The organism is Anabaena sp. WFMT (assembly GCF_051781005.1).
Classification (GTDB): Bacteria; Cyanobacteriota; Cyanobacteriia; order Cyanobacteriales; family Nostocaceae; genus Anabaena.
Window position 1 is genome coordinate 48,743 of record NZ_JBPWOA010000031.1, and the last position, 21,569, is coordinate 70,311.

The 21,569-nt window shown below is 36.9% G+C and carries 18 protein-coding genes and 2 pseudogenes; 9 read left to right on the plus strand and 11 right to left on the minus strand.

Going from position 1 to position 21,569, the window contains the following annotated elements:
• Positions 1 to 5 precede the first annotated feature (5 nt).
• Positions 6 to 904: pseudogene (locus tag ACSQ6I_RS19910) on the plus strand (hypothetical protein).
• A gap of 86 nt (positions 905 to 990) precedes the next feature.
• Here the strand turns inward: ACSQ6I_RS19910 and ACSQ6I_RS19915 are convergent.
• A complete protein-coding gene (locus tag ACSQ6I_RS19915; RefSeq protein ID WP_438892027.1) occupies positions 991 to 1,803 on the minus strand; it encodes an alpha/beta fold hydrolase in 813 nt (270 codons plus the stop codon).
• Positions 1,804 to 2,862: 1,059 nt separating this feature from the next.
• On the opposite strand from ACSQ6I_RS19915, the gene metG reads away from it, so the two are divergent.
• On the plus strand, positions 2,863 to 4,464 hold the full coding sequence (gene metG, locus ACSQ6I_RS19920; RefSeq protein WP_438892028.1) for a methionine--tRNA ligase: 1,602 nt from the start codon (positions 2,863 to 2,865) through the stop codon (positions 4,462 to 4,464).
• Between the two features lie 46 nt (positions 4,465 to 4,510).
• Here the strand turns inward: metG and ACSQ6I_RS19925 are convergent, their stop codons facing one another.
• Positions 4,511 to 4,780 carry a hypothetical protein gene (locus ACSQ6I_RS19925; protein ID WP_438892029.1) on the minus strand — a complete coding sequence of 90 codons (270 nt, stop codon included), beginning with the start codon at positions 4,778 to 4,780 and terminating at the stop codon, positions 4,511 to 4,513.
• A 34-nt stretch (positions 4,781 to 4,814) separates the two neighbouring features.
• On the opposite strand from ACSQ6I_RS19925, the gene ACSQ6I_RS19930 reads away from it, so the two are divergent.
• Together ACSQ6I_RS19930 and lptC are read left to right on the plus strand one after the other, a co-directional pair.
• On the plus strand, positions 4,815 to 5,444 hold the full coding sequence (locus ACSQ6I_RS19930) for a LabA-like NYN domain-containing protein (protein WP_015217118.1): 630 nt from the start codon (positions 4,815 to 4,817) through the stop codon (positions 5,442 to 5,444).
• On the plus strand, positions 5,444 to 6,703 hold the full coding sequence (gene lptC / locus ACSQ6I_RS19935; RefSeq protein WP_438892030.1) for an LPS export ABC transporter periplasmic protein LptC: 1,260 nt from the start codon (positions 5,444 to 5,446) through the stop codon (positions 6,701 to 6,703). The genes ACSQ6I_RS19930 and lptC overlap by 1 nt, the downstream gene beginning before the upstream one ends.
• Before the next feature lie 224 nt (positions 6,704 to 6,927).
• Here the strand turns inward: lptC and hemJ are convergent, their stop codons facing one another.
• Positions 6,928 to 7,521, minus strand: coding sequence for a protoporphyrinogen oxidase HemJ (hemJ, locus tag ACSQ6I_RS19940; RefSeq protein WP_438892031.1), 594 nt, complete (start codon positions 7,519 to 7,521; stop codon positions 6,928 to 6,930).
• 313 nt (positions 7,522 to 7,834) lie between these two features.
• Between hemJ and ACSQ6I_RS19945 the strand changes: the two genes are divergently transcribed.
• A protein-coding gene (locus ACSQ6I_RS19945) for an ISKra4 family transposase (RefSeq protein WP_438892032.1) occupies positions 7,835 to 8,895 on the plus strand; the annotation gives its coding sequence in 2 pieces (ribosomal slippage) (positions 7,835 to 7,991 and positions 7,991 to 8,895; 1,062 coding nt in all).
• A gap of 383 nt (positions 8,896 to 9,278) precedes the next feature.
• Here the strand turns inward: ACSQ6I_RS19945 and ACSQ6I_RS19950 are convergent.
• From ACSQ6I_RS19950 to psbQ, 4 genes are all read right to left on the minus strand, one after another.
• Positions 9,279 to 9,569, minus strand: a complete 291-nt coding sequence (locus tag ACSQ6I_RS19950) for a GIY-YIG nuclease family protein (protein ID WP_438892033.1) — start codon at positions 9,567 to 9,569, stop codon at positions 9,279 to 9,281.
• 277 nt (positions 9,570 to 9,846) lie between these two features.
• The gene (locus ACSQ6I_RS19955; protein WP_438892034.1) at positions 9,847 to 10,698 is read right to left on the minus strand and encodes an alpha/beta fold hydrolase; all 852 of its coding nucleotides are present in this window, start codon (positions 10,696 to 10,698) and stop codon (positions 9,847 to 9,849) included.
• Positions 10,699 to 10,972: 274 nt separating this feature from the next.
• A complete protein-coding gene (locus ACSQ6I_RS19960) occupies positions 10,973 to 12,121 on the minus strand; it encodes an NAD(P)/FAD-dependent oxidoreductase (protein WP_438892035.1) in 1,149 nt (382 codons plus the stop codon).
• A gap of 220 nt (positions 12,122 to 12,341) precedes the next feature.
• Positions 12,342 to 12,797, minus strand: coding sequence for a photosystem II protein PsbQ (gene psbQ / locus ACSQ6I_RS19965; RefSeq protein WP_438892036.1), 456 nt, complete (start codon positions 12,795 to 12,797; stop codon positions 12,342 to 12,344).
• A 329-nt stretch (positions 12,798 to 13,126) separates the two neighbouring features.
• Here psbQ and ACSQ6I_RS19970 point away from each other — a divergent pair, with 329 nt between their 5' ends.
• Positions 13,127 to 13,558: a hypothetical protein gene (locus ACSQ6I_RS19970; protein WP_323311695.1), complete on the plus strand. Its 432-nt coding sequence runs from the start codon at positions 13,127 to 13,129 to the stop codon at positions 13,556 to 13,558.
• A 423-nt stretch (positions 13,559 to 13,981) separates the two neighbouring features.
• Complete coding sequence (locus ACSQ6I_RS19975) at positions 13,982 to 14,245, plus strand: hypothetical protein (protein ID WP_438892037.1); 264 nt, start codon at positions 13,982 to 13,984, stop codon at positions 14,243 to 14,245.
• A 246-nt stretch (positions 14,246 to 14,491) separates the two neighbouring features.
• On the opposite strand, the gene ACSQ6I_RS19980 is transcribed toward ACSQ6I_RS19975, so the two are convergent.
• From ACSQ6I_RS19980 to ACSQ6I_RS19990, 3 genes are all read right to left on the minus strand, one after another.
• Positions 14,492 to 15,397, minus strand: a complete 906-nt coding sequence (locus ACSQ6I_RS19980; RefSeq protein ID WP_438892038.1) for a M48 family metallopeptidase — start codon at positions 15,395 to 15,397, stop codon at positions 14,492 to 14,494.
• A 12-nt stretch (positions 15,398 to 15,409) separates the two neighbouring features.
• The gene (locus ACSQ6I_RS19985) at positions 15,410 to 15,673 is read right to left on the minus strand and encodes a TetR/AcrR family transcriptional regulator C-terminal domain-containing protein (protein ID WP_438892039.1); all 264 of its coding nucleotides are present in this window, start codon (positions 15,671 to 15,673) and stop codon (positions 15,410 to 15,412) included.
• 229 nt (positions 15,674 to 15,902) lie between these two features.
• Complete coding sequence (locus ACSQ6I_RS19990; protein WP_438892040.1) at positions 15,903 to 16,250, minus strand: CU044_2847 family protein; 348 nt, start codon at positions 16,248 to 16,250, stop codon at positions 15,903 to 15,905.
• 70 nt (positions 16,251 to 16,320) lie between these two features.
• On the opposite strand from ACSQ6I_RS19990, the gene ACSQ6I_RS19995 reads away from it, so the two are divergent.
• Positions 16,321 to 18,900 carry a caspase family protein gene (locus ACSQ6I_RS19995; protein ID WP_438892041.1) on the plus strand — a complete coding sequence of 860 codons (2,580 nt, stop codon included), beginning with the start codon at positions 16,321 to 16,323 and terminating at the stop codon, positions 18,898 to 18,900.
• A 15-nt stretch (positions 18,901 to 18,915) separates the two neighbouring features.
• Here ACSQ6I_RS19995 and ACSQ6I_RS20000 read toward each other — a convergent pair.
• Positions 18,916 to 19,726 (minus strand): annotated as a pseudogene (locus ACSQ6I_RS20000) (hypothetical protein).
• 188 nt (positions 19,727 to 19,914) lie between these two features.
• Here ACSQ6I_RS20000 and ACSQ6I_RS20005 point away from each other — a divergent pair.
• Positions 19,915 to 21,447 (plus strand): hypothetical protein, encoded by a 1,533-nt coding sequence (locus tag ACSQ6I_RS20005; RefSeq protein ID WP_438892042.1) that lies wholly within the window; start codon positions 19,915 to 19,917, stop codon positions 21,445 to 21,447.
• Positions 21,448 to 21,569: the final 122 nt, after the last annotated feature.

Here is a 21,569-nt window from a genome sequence, read left to right on the forward strand (position 1 = left end):
AAGCAATAGGAGACTATTTTGAGTCATTTATAACTTTCTTTTATCCAGAACTTCATCAACAAATTGATTGGACGAAAAAACCCATTTCTCTAGATAAAGAATTAGAACAGATTACCGCATCTGCGGAAACAGAAAATCGCCACGCTGATAAATTATTCCAAGTGTGGTTATTAGATAATCAAGAACTTTGGATCTTAATTCATGTAGAAGTACAAAGTCAAAATAATTCGTAATTGATAATTCGTAATTCGTAATTGCAATCAGTGGAGGCTTGAACCTACCACTGATCGTAGACCACTAAATCTTGGATTTAGTGGGGGCTTGTACCCTCTTTAATTACGAATTACGAATTACGAATTAGTAATTATTTGGTCAACTGCTTTTTAACTTTTCTATTGTGAAACTCCTAGATTATCAGTGGGAAGACCTGGAGCAAAATAATAATGTTTTTGCTATAGTAGTAATGGCACATTTAAAGACCAAAGCCACTACGAGCAATTTATCAGCCAGAGAGCAGTGGAAATGGAATTTAGCCCGGTTACTTTATGAAAGAGGCTATAACCGTAAAGAAATTGCTGATTTGTATAAAGTCATTGATTTAATGATGGCTTTATCTGAAGAACTACAATCAAGTTTTGAAGAAAGATTAGCTAATTATCAGGAGGAACGAAAAATGCCCTTATTAACTAATATTGAAAGACGAGCAATAGAAAGAACTCGAAAACAAGATATTATCAAACTTTTGCAAGTCCGGTTTGGTAATATTCCGGAAAATCTAGTTGAAAAAATTAATCAAGTTGATGATATATCTTTGTCAGAGCAACTCCTTGTATCAACAATTAGCGTTAATTCTTTGGAAGAGTTTCAACAGCTAATTAACTCTAATTTGCCAGAATCAGAATAAAACTTTTTAGTTGGTTTGGGGAAAAGTTAGGGATTTTATCTTCCCCTTTATCCCTTAACCAACTAGCGTTGAGCCGACTCAATATCTTAAATTTTAGTAACATGACTGTGTTTTACAGTTTCTACAAATTCATTATCTTTAAGAATTTCATACAGATTGACATTTTCCTCTAACAAACAGGCGTGTCCACTATCAGGGAGCATCACTTTCTTGGGATTGGATAAAATATTATCTAACCGTTCTACCTCACTCACAGAAGGTAACAAGCGATCGCTCCCTCCAGCAATAAGTAAAACCTGTTGCTTCAGTTTTTGCAATCTTTCCTCTTCCACTTGAAACTCCCGCAATAACGACAAACGCCAATTTACCGTTTCTGCGGGGAGAGAACGCATAGTTCTGAGTAGTTCATGGCGATCGCTACTAGACATACGGGATAACGATGCTAGAAATGGTAATAATCCCAATGCACCAACATCATAAAACCATGATGGAACGAAGTCAGTTAGTTGCGATAATGAGTTCAGCCAAGGACGCAGTTGAAACGCTGAAGCTGGATTAATTAAAATAATGCGTTTAAATAAATGTGGTGATTGGATAGCGACTTTCATGGCCAAACAACCGCCAAAAGACTCCCCACATAAGTAAACTGGACGGTGGCAGCTTTTTTCCAATTCCGCGTGAATCAAGTCTAAAACGTTCTTCGTTAGCACCTCCCACGTGGTGAGGTCTTGTCTGGGGATCGCCAAACAACGGACATCAAAGCCAATTTCTAAACCGGCAGTTTGCGATCGCAACAGTTGACCACTTCCATCCATTCCTGGTAAATAGACAAACAGCGGGTATTCTGGTTGTATGCGTTTGGGAGTCAGGAAACAAGGTTTAAGTTCAACGTCTGCCATTTTACCAAGGTGTATATCTTTATTTATTGACCTTGTTTAACTCTACACTTTCACTTGCGCTGATGGGGAGATGGGGAGATGAGGAGGAAAAAAAGTTTAGATTGGACATGAACAAATACAATCCAAAATCCTTTCATTCAATAATTTCTGCCTTTTGCCTCCAGCATAGCCACCTCAAATCACAAAAATCAACTTTTCTAGACAAAAAATAGCCAACTCTGAAACCCTGATTACAGAATTAAGTAAAGTTTCAATGAATTATATAGAAATAAGTGAAAGCACTTCATCGACCCTTCACAAATTCACTCAAGATAGATAATTGGTAATTGGAAATAGCTGACCGTAGCTTTAGCCATTCATCCTTAAAACCTGAAGGGTATAATACACTTAATATCCTGATGAAAAAATTACCAATAATTACCTTTTTTAGGGAAAGATCCCTACTAGAAAAACAGCCAAATTACGCTAAATTAGCCCGCCATACCAAATGAGAAAATTCCTGCCAAAATACACTGTAATCGTGAAGCATAAGCATTGAAAATAATGCTAAAAAGTCATGAAAAATATCTAATCCTCTAGTTAGACTTATAGCTAATTAATATCTTTTTTCTGAAAAAATATTAGTTTTTCTTGATGTAATTTTTACATTTCTTTACCATAGCCTAGTCTGTCTATGGCTAACGCCACGCTGCACTATAAGTTAGAAATGTCTAAATAACAGAGGTAGCTATATTTTTTGAATTGAGGTTAGTGTATTTTCTATAACATCTATTTGTAACAATTAATGGAACCAACAGCTTTCACCATGATTATTAGCAACTACTATCCTCAAATTTGCGATAAATTAGCCGATTTTCTAGATACTACAAAAAAATTCTGGAGTCGAGAAATTTGCTAATATTAAATTGCTGCTGGCAAAAATAGTGGCAATGTTATATAATTGCTTGGTTTTGCGGGATTAACTAAGAAAACTGTATGAAGAAGTAATTCAGAATGCAGAAGTGCCACTCCTGGAACTCATGAATTTTTTCTTGTTAATAATTTGTTTTTTTAATTTACATGAATCTAGTGAATAAAACAAAAAATACCTTTGTACTGACAACACCTTTATACTATGTAAACGATGTTCCTCATATTGGCAGTGCTTATACAACAATAGCTGCGGATGTAGTAGCCAGGTTTCAACGCTTGTTGGGACATCAAGTACTGCTAATTACGGGTACAGATGAACATGGGCAAAAAATTCAGCGTTCAGCTGAAACTTTAGGAAAAGCACCACAGGAATTTTGTGATCAAATAGTACCCAGTTTCCTCAACTTGTGGCAGGTTCTGAATATTCAATATGATCGCTTTAGTCGCACTACTGCTGCGAATCATCAAGCAATTGTCAAAGAATTCTTTCAGCGAGTTTGGGAAAATGGCGATATTTACCAAGGACAACAAAAAGGTTGGTACTGCGTATCCTGTGAAGAATTTAAAGAAGAACGAGAACTGCTAGATGGCAAACGTTGCCCCATACATACTACCAAGGCAGTAGAGTGGCGAGACGAGCAGAACTACTTTTTCCGTTTATCCAAGTATCAAACCAAGCTGGAGGAATTTTATCAGTCTAGACCAGATTTTATCCAGCCAGCAAGTCGGCGGAATGAAGTTCTTAGCTTTGTTAGTCAAGGTTTGCAAGACTTTTCGATTTCGCGGGTGAACTTAGATTGGGGTTTTCCCGTACCCGTGGATTCTAAACATACTCTTTATGTCTGGTTTGACGCGCTACTTGGTTATGTCACCGCATTGTTAGAACCCGATGCAGAACCAACTTTAGCCAATGCTTTAAAAACATGGTGGCCAATTAATCTCCACCTGATAGGTAAAGATATATTGCGCTTTCATGCAGTTTACTGGCCAGCAATGCTGATGTCAGCTAATTTACCCTTACCAGAGCGAGTATTTGGCCATGGATTTTTGACTAAAGATGGTCAAAAAATGGGGAAAACTCTGGGCAATACCCTTGATCCTATCGCATTAGTCCAAAGTTATGGTAGTGATGCCGTTCGTTATTACTTCCTTAAGGAAATCGAATTTGGCAAGGATGGAGATTTTAATGAAATTAGGTTCATTAATGTTCTGAATGCAGATTTGGCAAATGATTTAGGTAATTTGTTAAATCGCACCTTGAACATGGTGAAAAAATACTGCGCTGGTAAAGTACCTTCAATTGCTCCAGAAGTTATTCCGGCTGAGAATCCTTTAAAAGCGATTGGTTTACGTCTAGGGGAGCAGGTGAAACAAGCCTATGAGACACCAGCTTTCAGTGAAGCTTGTCTAGCTGTTCTTTCACTGGTACAAGCCAGCAACAAGTTTATTGATGAACAAGCTCCTTGGTCATTATATAAGCAAGGAAAACAGGAAGAAGTGGAAGCAGTGCTGTACACGGTTCTCGAATCTGTGAGACTAGCAGCTTATCTCCTATCTCCAATTATTCCTAATATCAGCAGTGATATTTACCAGCAACTAGGATGGGGCATAAACTTTAACGATCAACCAGAAAGTTCAATTGCTGCTCCTTTTTCTACCCATGCTCAATGGGGTCTACTTTCAGATAAACAACAGTTGGGTACACCCCAACCAATTTTTAAACGTATAGAACCACTAAAAAACGATTAGTACTTGCAATTTTTGATTGACTTTAAAGACTGAATAGGGGCTTAACTTAATTTAGCCCCGGAAAATTATCATCAGCCAATCTAAGAAGTATGTAAAAGTTATACCAAGAAAGAAAAAAATGGCGACAGATGGGATGTACATAACCTAGATGCACAAAGCGATTCCCAATCCCTTCGGGTGGCACGCCTAACGGTGTTAGCGTATCTCCACGAAGTGTCACAGCAGCACCCCTACAGCCAAGCAAGCTACATGGGGGAAACTCCCAAGATCGCGCTGCTTCACCAAAATCCAAAATGGTATTAGTGATTTCTATCAAAAATAACAGGGATAAAAACTGAGGTATGAGAACAATGTTGAATAATTTGGAAAACGACTCAATATTTACACCAGAACAAGTTTTAGAAAATCGTGGTCGTGTCGCCATATTTATAGATGGCTCAAATTTATTTTATGCGGCTTTACAATTAGGAATTGAAATTGATTACACTAAGCTTTTATGTCGGTTAACTGGTGGATCAAGGCTGTTACGGGCTTTTTTCTATACTGGTGTAGACCGGACAAATGAGAAACAACAGGGGTTTCTGCTCTGGATGCGTCGCAATGGTTACCGAGTCATTGCTAAGGATTTGGTACAACTGCCAGATGGCTCAAAAAAAGCTAACCTGGACGTAGAAATAGCTGTTGATATGATGGCGCTTGTTGATTCCTATGATACCGCAGTTTTAGTTAGCGGTGACGGCGATTTGGCTTATGCTGTAAATTCGGTCAGCTATCGGGGTGTCCGGGTAGAGGTGGTGAGTTTGCGGTCGATGACTAGTGATAGCTTAATTAATGTGAGCGATCGCTATATTGATTTAGAAGCCATCAAAGAAGATATCCAAAAAACACCCCGTCAAAGCTATCCATATCGACCTTTATCTAGTATGGGTTTTTTGGATGAGCATCGAGATAGTGAAGGACATCTAGAAATTCCTGAATAATGCAACATCAAAAAGGCAGGACGAATGGAAGCAGAAATTCAAAACTTCAGGGGGGAAGTAAAACCAACTCCCCCCACTTCTATTCATGGTCATGGGAAAAATTATGGGAAAATTTTAAATTGCCACAAAATTGGTCTTACCTGCCTTTGACCTTATTTTTGGTCATTGGTTTATTTTCCTGTGGGACTCCATCTCCTACTAAACCAGATACAGGAGATGCATCTAACCAAGATAGAGATAGTAAGTTGACTTTCTTTGGTGTAGCATTAGAACAATTTGATGAAGTAGGCAGACCTATCTGGAAAGTTAAAGCTATTAGAGCAAAATATACCAAAGAAAAGGAAATTGGTGAGGCTGAAAATCCTGATGGCGAACTTTACCAAGATGGCAAAGTAGTTTACACAATTAAAGCAGAAAAAGCCGACATTCAGCAAGATGGTAAACAACTGTTGCTCAGAGGTAAAATTCTAGCTACAGATCCTGTCAATGGTGTAGTCTTGCAAGGTAATGAATTAGAATGGCGACCCCAAGAAGATTTATTGATTGTTCGTAATCAGTTAAATGGTAATCATAAACAATTAAAAGCTACAGCCCAGGAAGCAAGAGTAAAAACTCGTGAACAACGGGTAGAATTTTCTGGGAAAGTAGTTGCAACTTCTAATGATCCACAATTGCAAATGCGAACAGAGCATTTAATTTGGCAAGTCAAAGAAGAGAAATTAATTGGTGATCGCCCTATTCAAATTGACCGTTATAAAGATAATAAAATAACTGATCGTGGTCAGGGAAATGCAGCAGAAATTAATTTAAAAACAAAAGTTGCTACTATTCAACCAAAAGCCCAATTAGAGTTACTAGACCCATCTATGCAGATAACTAGTAACTCTATGACCTGGAACATTAACCAAGAGATTGTGAAAACAAATTCCCCTGTGCGTGTTTTTCACAAGACTGAAAATGTAACTGTCACTGGAAATCAAGGGGAGATGAAAATCTCACAAAAAACAGTTTATTTAACAGGCAATGTCAATGCAGTAGGGCAACGTCGTCAGTCTTTAAAATCAAATAAACTTACTTGGTATTTAGACAGAAAACTACTAGAAGCCCAGGGAAATATAGTTTATCGTCAAGTTGACCCCCAATTAAATTTCACGGGTGAAACAGCCATTGGGAATCTGCAAACAGAAAATATTGTTGTTAAAGGTGGCAATTCTAAAGGGCGAGTGCTAACAGAAATTATTCCCCAAGATGGTAGTTAGCGCTGGCTGAAAAATTCATGAAAAGGCAAGAGAAAGATTTACTAAGTAGTAAGTAGTTACACTTATTCCTAACTAATAAGTATCCTGTAAATCCTGATTCATACATGAACAACATGACCCAAAACATAGACCATGAGAGCTTATTTAAAGAGAAGCATTTGATGGGTTTTGCTGTTGCTCTACCCATCTGACAAAATAAAGTCTCCTATTGCCCCTATTTCCTACTAACTTTGTGTTTGGGGAACTTGATTGACCTGATTCATTTCTGCTATCATCTTCTCTTTATTACGTCTGCGGATTTTGGCGTACATTTGAATACTCACAGCCATGAAAATCACTAAACCAAAAATCAGCCAAGCAGTGATATCTGTGGGTAGGTTATTCTTGAATATAGCCAACATGACAATCACAACTAGTAATAGTGTAGGTGCTTCATTTAAAGCCCGCAATTGTTGTCCACTCCACTTACATTCATCTGCGGCTAATTGTTTCATTAACCTACCACAGTAGTGATGATAGACAAGTAAAATACCCACAAACCCTAATTTGAAATGTAACCAAGTTTCTTTTAATAAATCTGGGTTGGTGGATAGGATACCAATAGCCATTGCTACCGTTACTATCATTCCTGGGACGGTGATAATGTGGTAGAGACGCTTTTCCATAATTTGATACTGGTTTTTCAGTATCGTCTTTGCGGGTTCTGGTTCTTGGTTCGCTTCAACGTGGTAGATAAAAAGACGCACTAGGTAGAATAAGCCAGCAAACCAAACAACAAACCCAATAATGTGAAATGCTTTAAACCAGGAATAAGCCATGAATTGTAACCTGCCTTAATCAATTTACAAATGATTGCATTTACTCTCATTATCAGGTTACGGCAATTCTTGACAAGGATGCAGATTAGGTTAAGAACTGTAAATACTTTGTCATAATGGCAATAATTACTTTGTCATTCTGAACGAAGTGAAGAATCTTCGAGATGCTTCGTACCTCAGCATGACAGTCATCACTTACGTAAAGCGAGATGACAATCATCGGGAGCATCTCAAGTTTGTTAGAACAGATGAACTAGCAGGTAGGGGTAAAAATCAGCGAAAATAAAGGAAGAAATCAATCCCCCACTCAATCATGGAACCAGCTAATCAGAAAAAACTCCAGGAGCATCTCAAAGCCATAGCAGGAATTCTATATCAAGAAGCAAAAACTGAAGAATTAGAGAGTTTAGCAGGAATTGAAAAAACAATTAGAGCGCAGACTTTAGAATATATTACGCCAGAATTAGGGGTTTTTTTCTCAAAGAAGCAACAGGAACTTCATCGGGAAGAGTAAGAATAATAAAAAGCATTCTTGGAGAATTGCCAGTCAGTGAAAAACAAGCACGAAAGTTAAAACTAGAAAACAATCAAAAAATAAGTCCTTATTTAGAGCAATGTTGCTTGAGAGCAAGTGCAAATGTATCCTATGAAAATGCAGCACAAGATATTTATAAATATACTGGGATGTCGATTTCTGCTAGTACACAACAAAGAATCGTTCAGCGTTATGAGTTTCCCGAAATAGGAGACGAAAAAGAAATAGAAGAAATTAGCGTGGACGGTGGAAAGGTAAGGCTTAGGACTGAACAAAAAGGAGAATCATGCCTCTGGAAAGACTATAAAGCTATTTGCATTAACCAAGGAATAAAAGTAGCTAGATTGGGTGAAAATGAATCTTTAATCGATTGGGTAAATCAACAACATTTGGCAGATCCATTAACCTGTTTAGGTGATGGACATCCGGGAATTTGGAAGATAATTCGACAATTTAATTGTCCAGGGGAAAGACGGGAGATTTTAGATTGGTTTCATCTTGTTGAAAATCTACATAAAGTAGGTGGTTCTCTCAAGCGACTCAAAGCTGCGGAAACTTTTCTTTGGCTAGGAAAAGTTGATGAAACTCTCGCTCTCATATCTCCACTTCAATCTAAAAAAGCTCAAAATTTCTGTCAGTATTTGGAAACTCATCGCCATCGAATTGTCAATTATGATTATTATCAAACCGAGGGTATTTGTTCTATTGGTTCTGGTGCCGTCGAGTCTACTATCAAACAGATAGATCGCCGATTAAAAATCTCTGGCGCACAATGGAATGAATCGAATGTCTCTCAAGTCCTCAAGCATCGCTGTGCTTATCTCAACGCCAAGCTTTAGAGCCTGTTTAGTTCTTTTGTTCTAACAAAGTTGATATGCTCCCCAATCATCTCTTTGTCATAATGGCAATAACTACTTTGTCATTCTGAACTGAGTGAAGAATCTTCGAGATGCTTCGTACCTCAGCATGACAGTCATCACTTACGTAAAGCGAGATGACAATCATCTCTTTATCATGATAGCAATAATCACTTTGTCATTCTGAATGGAGTGAAGAATCTTCGAGATGCTGAGGTACGAAGCATGACAATTACCGCTTACGTAAAGCGAGATGACAATCATCTCTTTGTCATAATGGCAATAACTACTTTGTCATTCTGAACTGAGTGAAGAATCTTCGAGATGCTTCGTACCTCAGCATGACAAATCTATTGTACAGGAATTTACTCTGCATACCATTCAATACTCAAGTCTTGCCAATTAGGATTTATAGATTCAATTAGTAATATTTTTTTAGCTCTTAACCATCCTTTTATCTGCTTCTCACGTTCGATAGCTACTTTAATATCTGAAGTTTCTTCATAGTATACGAGCTTAGTGATATTATATTTTTGCGTAAACCCTGGTAGAAGTTTTTGTTTGTGTTCATATATTCTGCGTTGTAAATCATTAGTCACACCTGTGTATAATGTTTTTGATTTATTGCTCATTATGTAGACATAATATTGATTCATATTCTTGAAAATACTAGGTTTATTTATTCAGATTTTTAAATTGGTTACAAGGTATGGTGTGCAAAAAATTCTTTATTAGAGACGTTTCATGAAACGTCTCTAAGTTGTTGGTTCTAGTATCTCATGAATTTGACTAATGATGAAAAATGGAGATTCTTCCCTCCGGTCAGAATGACATATCACATTCATGTTCTAGTTTTTCAACATCTTCTGAAATGAAAAATTGAGATTCTTCCCTCCGGTCAGAATGACACATCATATTCATGTTCTCAACTATTTAATTTGACTCTGAACGACGCACAAAGGGCAAGAGGTCTTGTAAAATCGTTTCGTGATAATGTTCTTGGGGATAATGTCCCACGTTATTGAGTTTGATGATTTCGGCATCTGGTACAGATTTGACAAAGCTTTCAGCTATATCTACAGATAGCCAAGGATCAATCATTCCCCATTGAACTAGAATTGGTTTCTGCCATTGTTTAAAACCAGTTTCTATTTCTGTCATGGCTTGGTCTAGTTGCAAATTTCTAATTGTGGAAAGCAGTCCCCGACCAGATGAAGAACTCTTTAAATACGGTTTGCGATAAATATCTAAATCGTTATCTTCAATACGGTAACGACTACCAGCTTCTAAAGTTCTATCAACTAAAAGAGGATCTTGTGTCATGACTTCACCTGCTAGAGGTAAACCCATTTGTTTAATTTTCCAAGGTAATTTGGCAGATGTGGAAATGGGTGTGTTTAAAATTGCAATGTTGGCTATTTTTTCAGAATTACGCAAGGCATATTGTAACCCAACGGAACCTAAATAGCCTTGCACAACTAGGGAAAATCTTTCTAATTCTAAAGCTTGAATAAATGCTGCTAATGCTGTGATGAATGCGTCGGGAGTGTAAGCGAAATCGCGTTTTTCAGGTTTACCAGAAAAGCCGTAACCTATCCAATCGGGTGCGATCGCTCTTGTTCCTTGTGCTGCCAATGCTGGTAGAATGTTTCTCCAGCTATAACTTTGGGCAACTATGCCATGTAGCAATACCACTGGCAATAAATCACTTCTACCAATCGGTTCAGCTTCCCGATAATACCACTCTAACGAATCTACTGTTATCTTATGTTCTTGTATTGACACTCTATTTTCCTATCCTGAGAATGCAACAGCACCGCACAGATGCTTTAATACTGAATTCTCTTTTATCATCCTACAAATAGGTAATAGGATTTCTAGAAAAGAATCTCACATATTAAGAGGTTAAGCTGTTGACTTCCATCTTAAAACCTGGTATACTCTGTTTTGATAAGGAAGAATTACGATAAAATATTTTTCAAAGAAACGTTAAACCGCCAACAAAGCGGTTTTTGAGTATTTGCGATTATTGTAACTATTGATTTGAGTAGGTTTTTGATTAAGAATTCTTAGGAATAATCATTTCCTGAATTGCTGAAGCTGTTGCAGGTGCGAGTAAAACGCCGTTGCGATAATGACCAGTAGCCAATAAGACATTATTAAAACCAGGGAGTTTATCGATAACAGGTGCTGGACGATTTTCGGGACGGGGACGTAAACCGGACCAAGTGCGGACAACTTTTGCTGAAGCTAAATCTGGACAAAATGCGATCGCTTGTTGTTTTAAAGATTCTAGTAATTCTTGCTTTGCAGATATCTCATCAGTATCATTGGGAAATTCTACCGTTGCACCTACCCAATAATCACCATTACCCATAGGCACAAGATGGATATCATTCCCAGTAATCACTGGTTGAAATTCAGAATTTCCTAAAAATCGTCCTAAACTTAGGTATAAAGCTTGCCCCAAAACCGGACGGATATGCACCTTTTGATTTAATTGTGCAGTTAGTGATGTTGAACCCAAACCAGCAGAGACTATAAACCAATCTGCGGTAACAGTACCCTCTGAAGTTTCCATAGATTTCAGATGCTCGTTAATTGTCGGTGATGTCTGTACTAATAGAGAAGATGGAACTTGGTTATTTTTGACAGCTACACCAAATTTAAATTTAACGCCATTACGTTGAGCCGCATCTACCAAAGCTAAGGTTAAAGCTGTAGGATTGAGTTGACGGTCTTGGGGAGAGTAGACCGCACCAATAATAGTGGGATGATTAATTTGTGGACAGAATTTTTGCAGTTTTTCTTTGTCCCAAACAGCTAACTGCCAACCTTGAGATTGGCGAACTTCCCGTAATCGTTCCCATTCTGACATCACTTCAACCCCACTTTCCAAAGGGCGTTCTGCGTCTTCTGACAACAGCATCACGATTCCCTGACGGTTACAAGGAATTTTGCGCCCCGTAATCCCTTCTAGTTCAGGAATCAAAGTTTCATAACGTTTAATGCTTTCTTGGCGCATTTGCCAAGCTTTGCCCTTGATTTTGTGGCTAATGACACCCATTAAAACACCGAGAGCCGCACCTGTTGAAGCTTGTGCTGGTTGATTTTGGTCGAAAACAGTGATATTTAGACCTTTAATTTGACTGAGTTGATAGGCGATAGTCGCCCCAACTACGCCACATCCAATAATTACTATATTCATGACGTTTTTTATGAAGTGCGGGGGTGAAGAATAAAGATTTACCCTCTTTACCCTATCACCCCATTACCCTAGCGTTTTGTGACTCAGGACTCATAGTAGGAAGCAAAGGATTGGTAATGGGTAATGGGTAACAGGGAACAGAAGAAAGATAAATTTCCCCTTCTGTCAACTGTCACCGTTCGGCTGACGCTCACGGCGGAAGCCTGTCACCCGTCACCCGTCAACTGTTAACTTCTTCTGGAATCAGTTGTAGGAACTTGTCAATATCGACAAAAGCATCTTTGTAGCTACTCAAGGCCAAACTAGTGTTACCGACCTTAGCAGCTTGGTCGATTTTTACCAAGTGGCTTAAAAAATCCTTGCTGATCTGTCTGGCTTTAGGTTGGTCTTGGGGTAACAAGTTGGGGATGACGTAAGTCATATTTAACCTAGCTTCTGTAATTGGGCCATGGATAAAATTGCCGACATCAATCCATTCCCCGCTTTTAATCAGGGTTTTGAGTTCTTCTGAGCGATCGCGCACCACCTCAATATCAGGAACATATACCTGAATTTTCGCCAGTTGATCTGGTGTGTAAGTTGGAGGTGCAGTAGCAACACTAGGACCGCCACAGCTGATCAGGAATGTAGTCACTAGTACGAGAATCAGTGATAAAATAGAGCGTTGACGCACCATAAACGGAAATTAATTTACTATTTGTTTGCGGCTTTATAGTGTCATTTTAGATCGCTACTGTTATTTATCGTTCTAGTCAACAAAGGTTTTTACAGAAAATACTCCAGCCTGACTAGAACTTGTTACCAACCCAATCAAAAGGCAGAGTTGTTAGTGCTAGGGAAGGTTTTTTTAGTATAATTACTCAAAGAAATGTGAGGAAATCATAATTCACAGTTGCTAAATTTCCAATCTTCTTGATAAGCTAAAACACCAATGAGATAAACTTCCTCAGCGTTTTTCTGTTTTCACATCCCCATAGGCCGATGCAAGATTAGGAGTATTTTGTCGTGAACGCAGCTGAACAGACAACAAACTTTGAACTCACCAGCAAGATTGCTACGGTAGTTAATTTGTTCAAATTAGAGTTTCCTGATGCCAAATCCGATCTTAAACCTTGGAAAAATGACCCAGAAACTAGGGAATTAGTAGATCCAGATTCCATAGATATCGGTTTTCACTTTCCGGGAATTAGCAAATCTTGGCGCAGTCGCAGTATTTTAATTCAAATCCGTTTTTATCAAGATCCTATCAATCAATCCAAACGTGCAATTGGTGTTGAAGCATCTGGATTTGACCATCGTGGGCAAGTTTGGCGACTGTCAACAGTAGAACAATGGAATTTTGTTGGTGAGTCTACACCTTCCCCTTTAGTTGGGGACAAGCTTAAAGAAATTTGCAGACAAATTTTAGAGATATTTAACCTAAATTCCGCCTTATAAACCTTATTAAACAAAAACTTAATCTTCTGCCTTTTCTACCTTCAACACTATCGCTAACAGTAATTTATACGTGAATAGTGAAAAATTAAATTGGCTAATTTATATTTTCAAGCAGCCATAAATAACATATAGCATTTCCTAGTTTAATGAAGTACAAAATCATCTGCGTTTAATTATTACTGCTTGTACGTCACTTGAATAGAAATTGCTATAGTAGTTACCACGTAGGCAAGAACATACAGTGATTATAAACTCACACACCAAAATAATTTCAACTTTGTTCCCTATTCCCGACTATAACTGTTAACTGATAACAGAAATATCTGTATTTTTCTGCCATAAATAAATTCTGCAAGTCAAATTGATCAGCGTGTAAACATTCCCAGGGTGTTATCTGCCATAAACATCACACTGAGGAAATATATGCGCTTTTCCCCATATAGTAAACAACGCAATTTTTCTGTTTTATTTACTGTTAAATGTGTCAGCTTTACGTTTTTTTTTGGAACTTTAATCCTTGGTGGTTTTTATACAGGTTCTTTCATGATCTCTTATGTTACATCCAGCTTAAACACTATTCACCCTACCTCAATTCCTGGTATTGAAGACCAAGAAAAATGTGAGAAAACGGGTAGAGTTTGGCAAGATGATAAATGTTGGGATTATCAACATAATCCTGCATTTTGATGACTATATAGCAAGCAGTTTTATTTGATTTTTCCAAATCACCCATGTACGGCTTATGCCACGTATACTGCAAACGGGTAAAAGCTGGACTTATGTCATACTGAGCGTAACGTAGTGCAGCGTTCGCGGAGCGTCTCGTAGAGAAGTATCTCGGAGATTCTTCACTTCGTTCAGAATGACACTTTTAACCCGTTCTTAGTATACATCTTTCAGATCCCCGACTTCTGTAAAAAATCGGGGATATTATTACCAGGAAGACATAAAATTCCAACCCTCTTTTCCCTCTGCTTCTGGATTGTTATCTTCTGGCGTATTTAAATTTGCATCTTCTCGAATTAAATCATCATAATCACCTGAATCAACCCATTTTAATAATTCTCCAGTTCGCATTACTATCCAAGAAAGTCTATATTCTGTATAGCTTAATATTTTTGTCACCTGATCTAAATTATCAAAGCTATTGGCTGCAAACTCACGAGACTGAATTAGAAAATCTTCAATGACATCATTATTTAAGTATTCATCGGGTAAACCCGCAAGTTTCATCAGTGCAGTTGTGGCTATATTAATATCTTGACACGCTAATAAACCAGCACGATCAGCAGTTAATTTAGCCATCATTACCCAATTATATAAAGCTAGTTCAATACCACTTGCAACTAAACCACCAATACCTAATGTAGTACTACTCAATAAATTTTTTAAAGCCGGCATCACAATTGCCATTTGATGATATATCATATGTTGACTCTTAATACGAGCAACTTCAGATCCTAAAACATAAACCAATTCATCTGGATTTAGCCATTCCATTGCTTCTAAATTAACACCAATTAAAGGTTTTTCCACCCCCACAACATATGTTTGAATATAACCTGTACCTCGAAAAAAATATAATTCAGGCAGGGGAGAAACATCAAGAATTTGGCAAGTTTCTGCCAATGCTTGATATAATTTAGGAAAATTACGATTTGTAACTCTAATTTCACTACCAAGACTTTGCAATCTCAGCAAGCGATCAATACTATATTCGTTAATTTTTTTGAGTATGGGGGATATCCCCGGCATTTTTTGTAAAGAACCTAAAGCTTGCCGATCAAAGGGGTGTTCATAGGTTTTTGAGTTTAAGCCAGTTAAAATTTTTCTGGTCAAGAGATATTTGCCTCATTTAGTTGTGTGGACGAGTACCAAACTCATTAAACTATCTAAAATGCGATCGCGTGACAATGACATCATTTCTTTACCATATAGCATTTCCTGCACCATCACATAGGATACCAGTGATCCAAAAAAGATTTGCGCCGTTGCGTCTGGGTCATTAATGCCTAATTCTGGGTGAGATGCAAAATACTGACTGAGCAATTTCCTTCCGCGCTGAATCACGGTTTGAGTATATAGTTTTGCTAATTCTGGAAAGCGTTGCGACAAGGAGTTGGTTTAGATGTGCTGTGGTTGAATGTTTTAGCATTACTTGCTTTTGCTATTGTTTTATTAACTATTAGTGTTAACAAGTTTCGCAGTCAGTTAAGTTAAGTAGAGGCTAACTTCCTTTTTACGAAATTTTGAGTTTCACGAGTTGACGCTAATGAAGAGTAGCGCGATGTGTGATTTTTCTCAAGTCAGAGAAGGTAGACAAGATGCCTACCCTGTAGAAAAGTTAGGGACTGGTATTTTTATTCTTGTCAGGAAACTTACATTTAACTTCTATTTCAAAATTACTTTCTGCTGAACCTTCAGTTAAAAAAGGAATACCCGCTTTACCACCAAGCTTAATACCAAATTTAACTGTGACTTCCTCAGCTTCAGGTAAATTTTTGAACGCCCCCATAGCTAATTTGGCATAACCATGAATCTTGTTTTGGAAATCCTGAATGTTGATAGTAGGTAAAGCATCACGGTATCCCGGTTCTTCTGCTTCTGGAACCTCAGCAGATGTCTTTGATTCTACATAGATTTCATATTCTTGATCATCATCTTTGATGATCAGCCGTTCTATTTCTGACATTATTTAGCCTCAGCTAGTATACTGATGTTTATTGTATTATTAGAATGTAACAAATAATAGGTTTTCTAAAATGGCTAGATATGCTTTGGTAATTGGCATTGCTAAGTATGACAATTTCACAAACCTGCCAAAAGCTGTCAAAGATGCTGAAAAAATAGGGCAGTTACTCAGTCAACATGGTAGATTTGATGTTCATCCGTTACCAAAAAAGCTCATCGAGAGTGGAAATAGTTGGGAAGTTACGCCGGATAAAAAGTTAATTGGTAAAGAACTAGGTCAAGAACTGCGAACATTTTTGCTAGACAAGGCCAAAGGTGCAGAAGCACTAATTTATTTTGCCGGACATGGATTTGAAGCATCTAGTCTCACTGGTGAACCAAAAGGATATTTGGCTACATCTGATTGTAATAAAGATGGACAGAATGCCATTTCCTTTGATGATTTTAATGCTTTAATCAGTAAATCCCAACTTAGCAGTCTAGTGGTAATTCTGGACTGCTGTTATGCTGGGTCTTTACTAGAGAGAAGCTTGTTCCAGTCAAGTTTTTCTATATTCAACAGTAAACAAGACTACTGCCTTATTACTGCCTCCCGTTCCTTTGAAAGAGCGCGAGAAAATACGGAAGGAGGCATTTTTACTGAAGCAGTGCTGAAAGGACTTGCTCCAAATCAAGCTGATGCTGCGACTGGGGAAATAAATGCTAATGATTTGATCAGTTTCGTTCAACGCCAACTCAAGGACAGCGGACAAGAACCGATTTATATAGGGGGAGGAAGAACAATTACTTTAGTCCAATATCTGCCTGATAAAACTGGTTTGGCACAAACAACGCCCACTAACTCTAAAAAACTATTTTCCTTCGTATCATCAGAGGTATTCTTCCGTCCTTTACTAAAGCCCGAACTGCCATCTAATCATTTAATCACGCTAATTGGTAGAACAAAATTTATTCAAGAACTTAATGATTTTATAGATTCAAAAGAGCGAGTATTGATTTTTACTGGTCGTGGTGGTATTGGTAAAACTAAAATTCTCCATGCTTTTTCACAGGAGTTTAAGCAAAGGCATCAAAATTTTAAACTGAGATTTTTGATAGAAGGAACACTGATTAATAATGAAACTTTAGATGAATTACCTACAAAACAATGTTTAGTAATTCTTGATGATGCTCATCGCCGTGAAGACTTATCCACCTTATTTGCTTTTGCTCAACAAAATTCGCAAATAAAACTGATTTTATCTTCTAGACCTCAAGGTGTTGATTACCTAAAACCACTTCTCACCCGCGCTCACTTTAACCCAAGTGAAGTTATGGTGTTAAGTGAAATTAAGGAATTAACCTATGAAGAAGTAAAAGAATTAGCCGGTGAAGCACTTGGTCAGGAATACGCTCATTATGCTCATAAACTGGCAGACATAACTAAAGATTGTCCACTTATTACTGTAGTTGCTGGAAGGCTATTAGCAGAAAGAAAAGTAGGCCCTCCTTTATTAGAACGTGATCAAGAGTTTCGGGATTTTGTACTTACAAAGTTTCAAGATGAATTAGTTGGTGAAAAAATTATTGATGAACTTAATCCAGAACATTTTAAATCTCTTTTAAGGCTGATTTCTGCTGTAGCACCATTTAACACAGAAAATTCTCTTCTCAAGAAAGCATCAGCAGAATTTATTGGTATTGAAGAATTTATATTGATTGAGTACATAGGGATATTAGAAGATAAGGGAATAGTTATCAGACGCGGTTCTAGCTTACGTATCACTCCTGATGTACTTGCTGACCATATACTACATAAAGCTTGCATAACAGATAGGGGAATACCAACAGGATATGCACAAAAAACTTTTGAAAATTTTCAATCTATTTGTCTAACTGAGGTACTTCAAAATTTAGCTGAACTTGACTGGCGTATTCGTCAAGCTGAAGGAAAAGAAACAGACTTGCTTGCTGATATTTGGGAATACATTCGCTTAGAATTTCAGAAAGCATCAAATTATGATAGGGGAAAACTGCTAGATAATTTTAATAACGTAGCTTATTACCAACCAGGGAAAACTCTTGAGTTAGTAGAATTTGCAATGCGTAATCCTGCGACAATACAAGAAAATGAGCAATTAGCAGACTTTTATAATGATAGTTGGGTTAGATACAAACTACCAGATTTACTCCAAAAAATTAGCTATACAATAGATTATCTACCTCGCTGCTGTGACTTATTGTGGGAACTTGGAAGAAATGATAACCGCGACTTAAATCCAAACGCTCAACACGCCATACGAGTTCTTAAGGACTTGGCTGAATATGAACCTGAAAAACCAATTGAATTTTATCAAAATTTAGTGAAATCCGTATCTCGATGGTTAAAAGCATCTGATGTACATAATCATCTTTATTCTCCATTAGATATTCTTGAACCTCTATTGAAAAAAAGCGGTGAAACGACTTATGTTGAAGTGAATAGAATTGTATCTCGTCCTTTTGTTGTAAATAGACCAGGAGTACAAATAATCCGCGATAATGTACTAAATGTAGTTGAAGATTGTGCTAAAAATCATCCTCTTAAATCTGCAATAAAAGCAATCAATATTCTCGAAACAGCACTAAGAAACCCAGAACCTTATTTCAAGATAGAAATTACTGCTGCTTAACGGGTGACAAGGTGGTTAAACAGCTTGTTTCATAAGGGATAGAGCCTGAAAGCCACGTTGAAAAAAGAGGCGTTTATGAGGCTTGAGATTGATTAAGTTCAGAGCTAAATCTGCCCATAATTCCATACCATAAATCCATAGTTGTCCGTAGAGAGCAAAGCTAAAATCACTCTGGCGTGGGTACTTATCCTGATGTTCTTGAATACGTTCGGCATAAGTCTCTATACCTAATTTTTTCATCCGTTGACCGTGCATAGTAGCCAAACTATAAGCAATCACAATCAATAAAACTAAAGCTAAAAAACGATTTTCATTCACTTTAGTATCCTCATTTTTTTAACAACTTTATTGCCGTCCTTATCAATCTTTTTTGTATTTGTAAGTTACTATTTCCGACATGATTTAATGTTTCCCAATACAGTGGTAGGGCATGAGTACCCCATACCAATGTCACCATAAATATATTCCGTCCTTTCCACTGTGTTCGATCCAATGCCACCATCCAATAACTATATTTTTGATATTGTTTTTTCTGAAAATAACGCCGCTGTTCTCGATTTAATTGTTTTGGTATTAATGATTGTCTAATCCAATATTTTATCAATGGAAACCATAATAATTTTACGCAGATTTTACCTATTCCTAAAAATCTTTGTAGATTGCGTTTCCTGCTGTCATATTTAATTGGTTGGGGAAACAAGCTGGCTAATTTTGACAGTTTCACCTGGCGATGAGCTTGTATTAATAACAACAATATCTCCAGTGTCAAATACTGCTGTTCACTCAAATGCTTTCGGAAGATTGTTTGATATAATTGTGGCAACATTTTTTGTTTTGGAGACTTCCTTGTCCCTATTTTTTTACCTCCCTTATTTTCTCAAATTATTGCCACATCTCGTCTTCAACTGTCTTGTCACCCGTTAAGCTGCTGAACATAAAGAGCAGTGGATACCTGAGCAGTTACATATACTATATTTTCTTACCCAGCTTGTTCAAGAGAGGAGTGAGCCACTGTTGCATTTAGAAATTATTAAAGTATTAGAGTGGCATATTTATCATGCTTATTCACAACAAGTTATAAATAAAGGTTTGGAAGTTATTAACTTAATCCCGAATACCTATGAATTTAGAGTAATAGTAGTTTTAGGTTATACGCAAAATTTAGATTGGCTGATAAATAACAAAGGAAAAATTGATTTACTTGAATTTAAGCTTGATAATAATAGCGATAAACGACAAACAGAAATCTATTTTGCTATTGCAGAAGAATTTATAAAGCGACATACAGAAGCAGACGAAGTAGTTCAAATACTCAATGAAAAATTAAACGCTATTCAAGAGATAAATACAAATTTTTATCCTTTGTCATTTATAGATAATCTAACTGAACTAGTTGAGCAAGACTTCATCTTTAAAATGTGTGAAGCTATTATTCAAGCACCACAAGAACCTCTTGCAAATTCTTTTGGATATTTTCTTAATAAAGTAAGACAACTGAATATAAATAAAGCTCTTGATATCGCTAAATGTGCTTTAGATACTAACTCATATAATATCAATATTTCCTTGGCAGAACGCTGCTGGTTTTGGAGTCATAATTTACAGCCAGATGATGTTTTTATAATTAAAAGCCTACTTAATCATAACAACATCAATATTCAAAATAGAGTTTTAAGTTCACTGAAGATGATAAGCAATCAACATCCTTATCTAGTTAGAAAACTGGCTCTTGATATTGAAGTTGGTAGCAGTACAGAACTTGCCAACAATTTATGCAATATTTTTGATATTATGTATGGTATTTTACCAGCTACTTTGAAAGATAAAGAATTAGCGAAAATTTTAGCAAAGCTGGAAAAAGTTGAAAATATTGATACAGAGGAGATTAGCAAATTTCTTGCTTATACATCTAGAAGATTGCCACGTTCTATAATTCAGCTATTTTTGCGGAGAATTGAACGATATCAACAAGAATCTGATAGAAATTATAAGCCACTTCCTTATAGTGGATTTCATCACAATTTGAATGGTTTAACTAAAAGTAATGAATATGAGGTAATACTTCGGGATATTCTTCAGCAATCCCTTAATATGACATACTCTACAAGATTTTGGTTTCCAAAATTGTTTAAGGAAGTTTCCTTGGGGTTTAATCAGACTGGCTTAAAAGTTCTTGAAGAATGGATTAACTCGAAAGAAGCAGACAAGATTAAAACAGCTAGTTGCTTACTATCTAATGCACCTAAACAATTTGTATTTACTCATTCAACTTTTGTTAAAAATATTATTGAACAAGCGTATGATCTCGGTGATAAATGTTATGAACAAGTGAGTGATTACTTGCGTCAATCAGCGACCTATGGTTTTCGGAGTGGTCTTTTAGGACAACCTTTTCCAGAAGACGTTTCGCTTAAAGAACAAGCATCTGCTATCGTAGAACAACTCAGTGTAGGATCTCCTTCTTATAAGTTCTATAATTCATTGATTACATGGGCAGAATCTGAGATTAACTCAAAAAATATGCTGGGTGAGGAGGAATTAGACTAGTTCTACACGTCGTCGTTATCATCTGTGATAGTTCTTAAGTTAAGGAAAAAAGTTTTTTGACGTTGCTGATTAAGATTATGATTTTATCTCACGCAGAGGCACAAAGTCTCAGAGGATAAGAG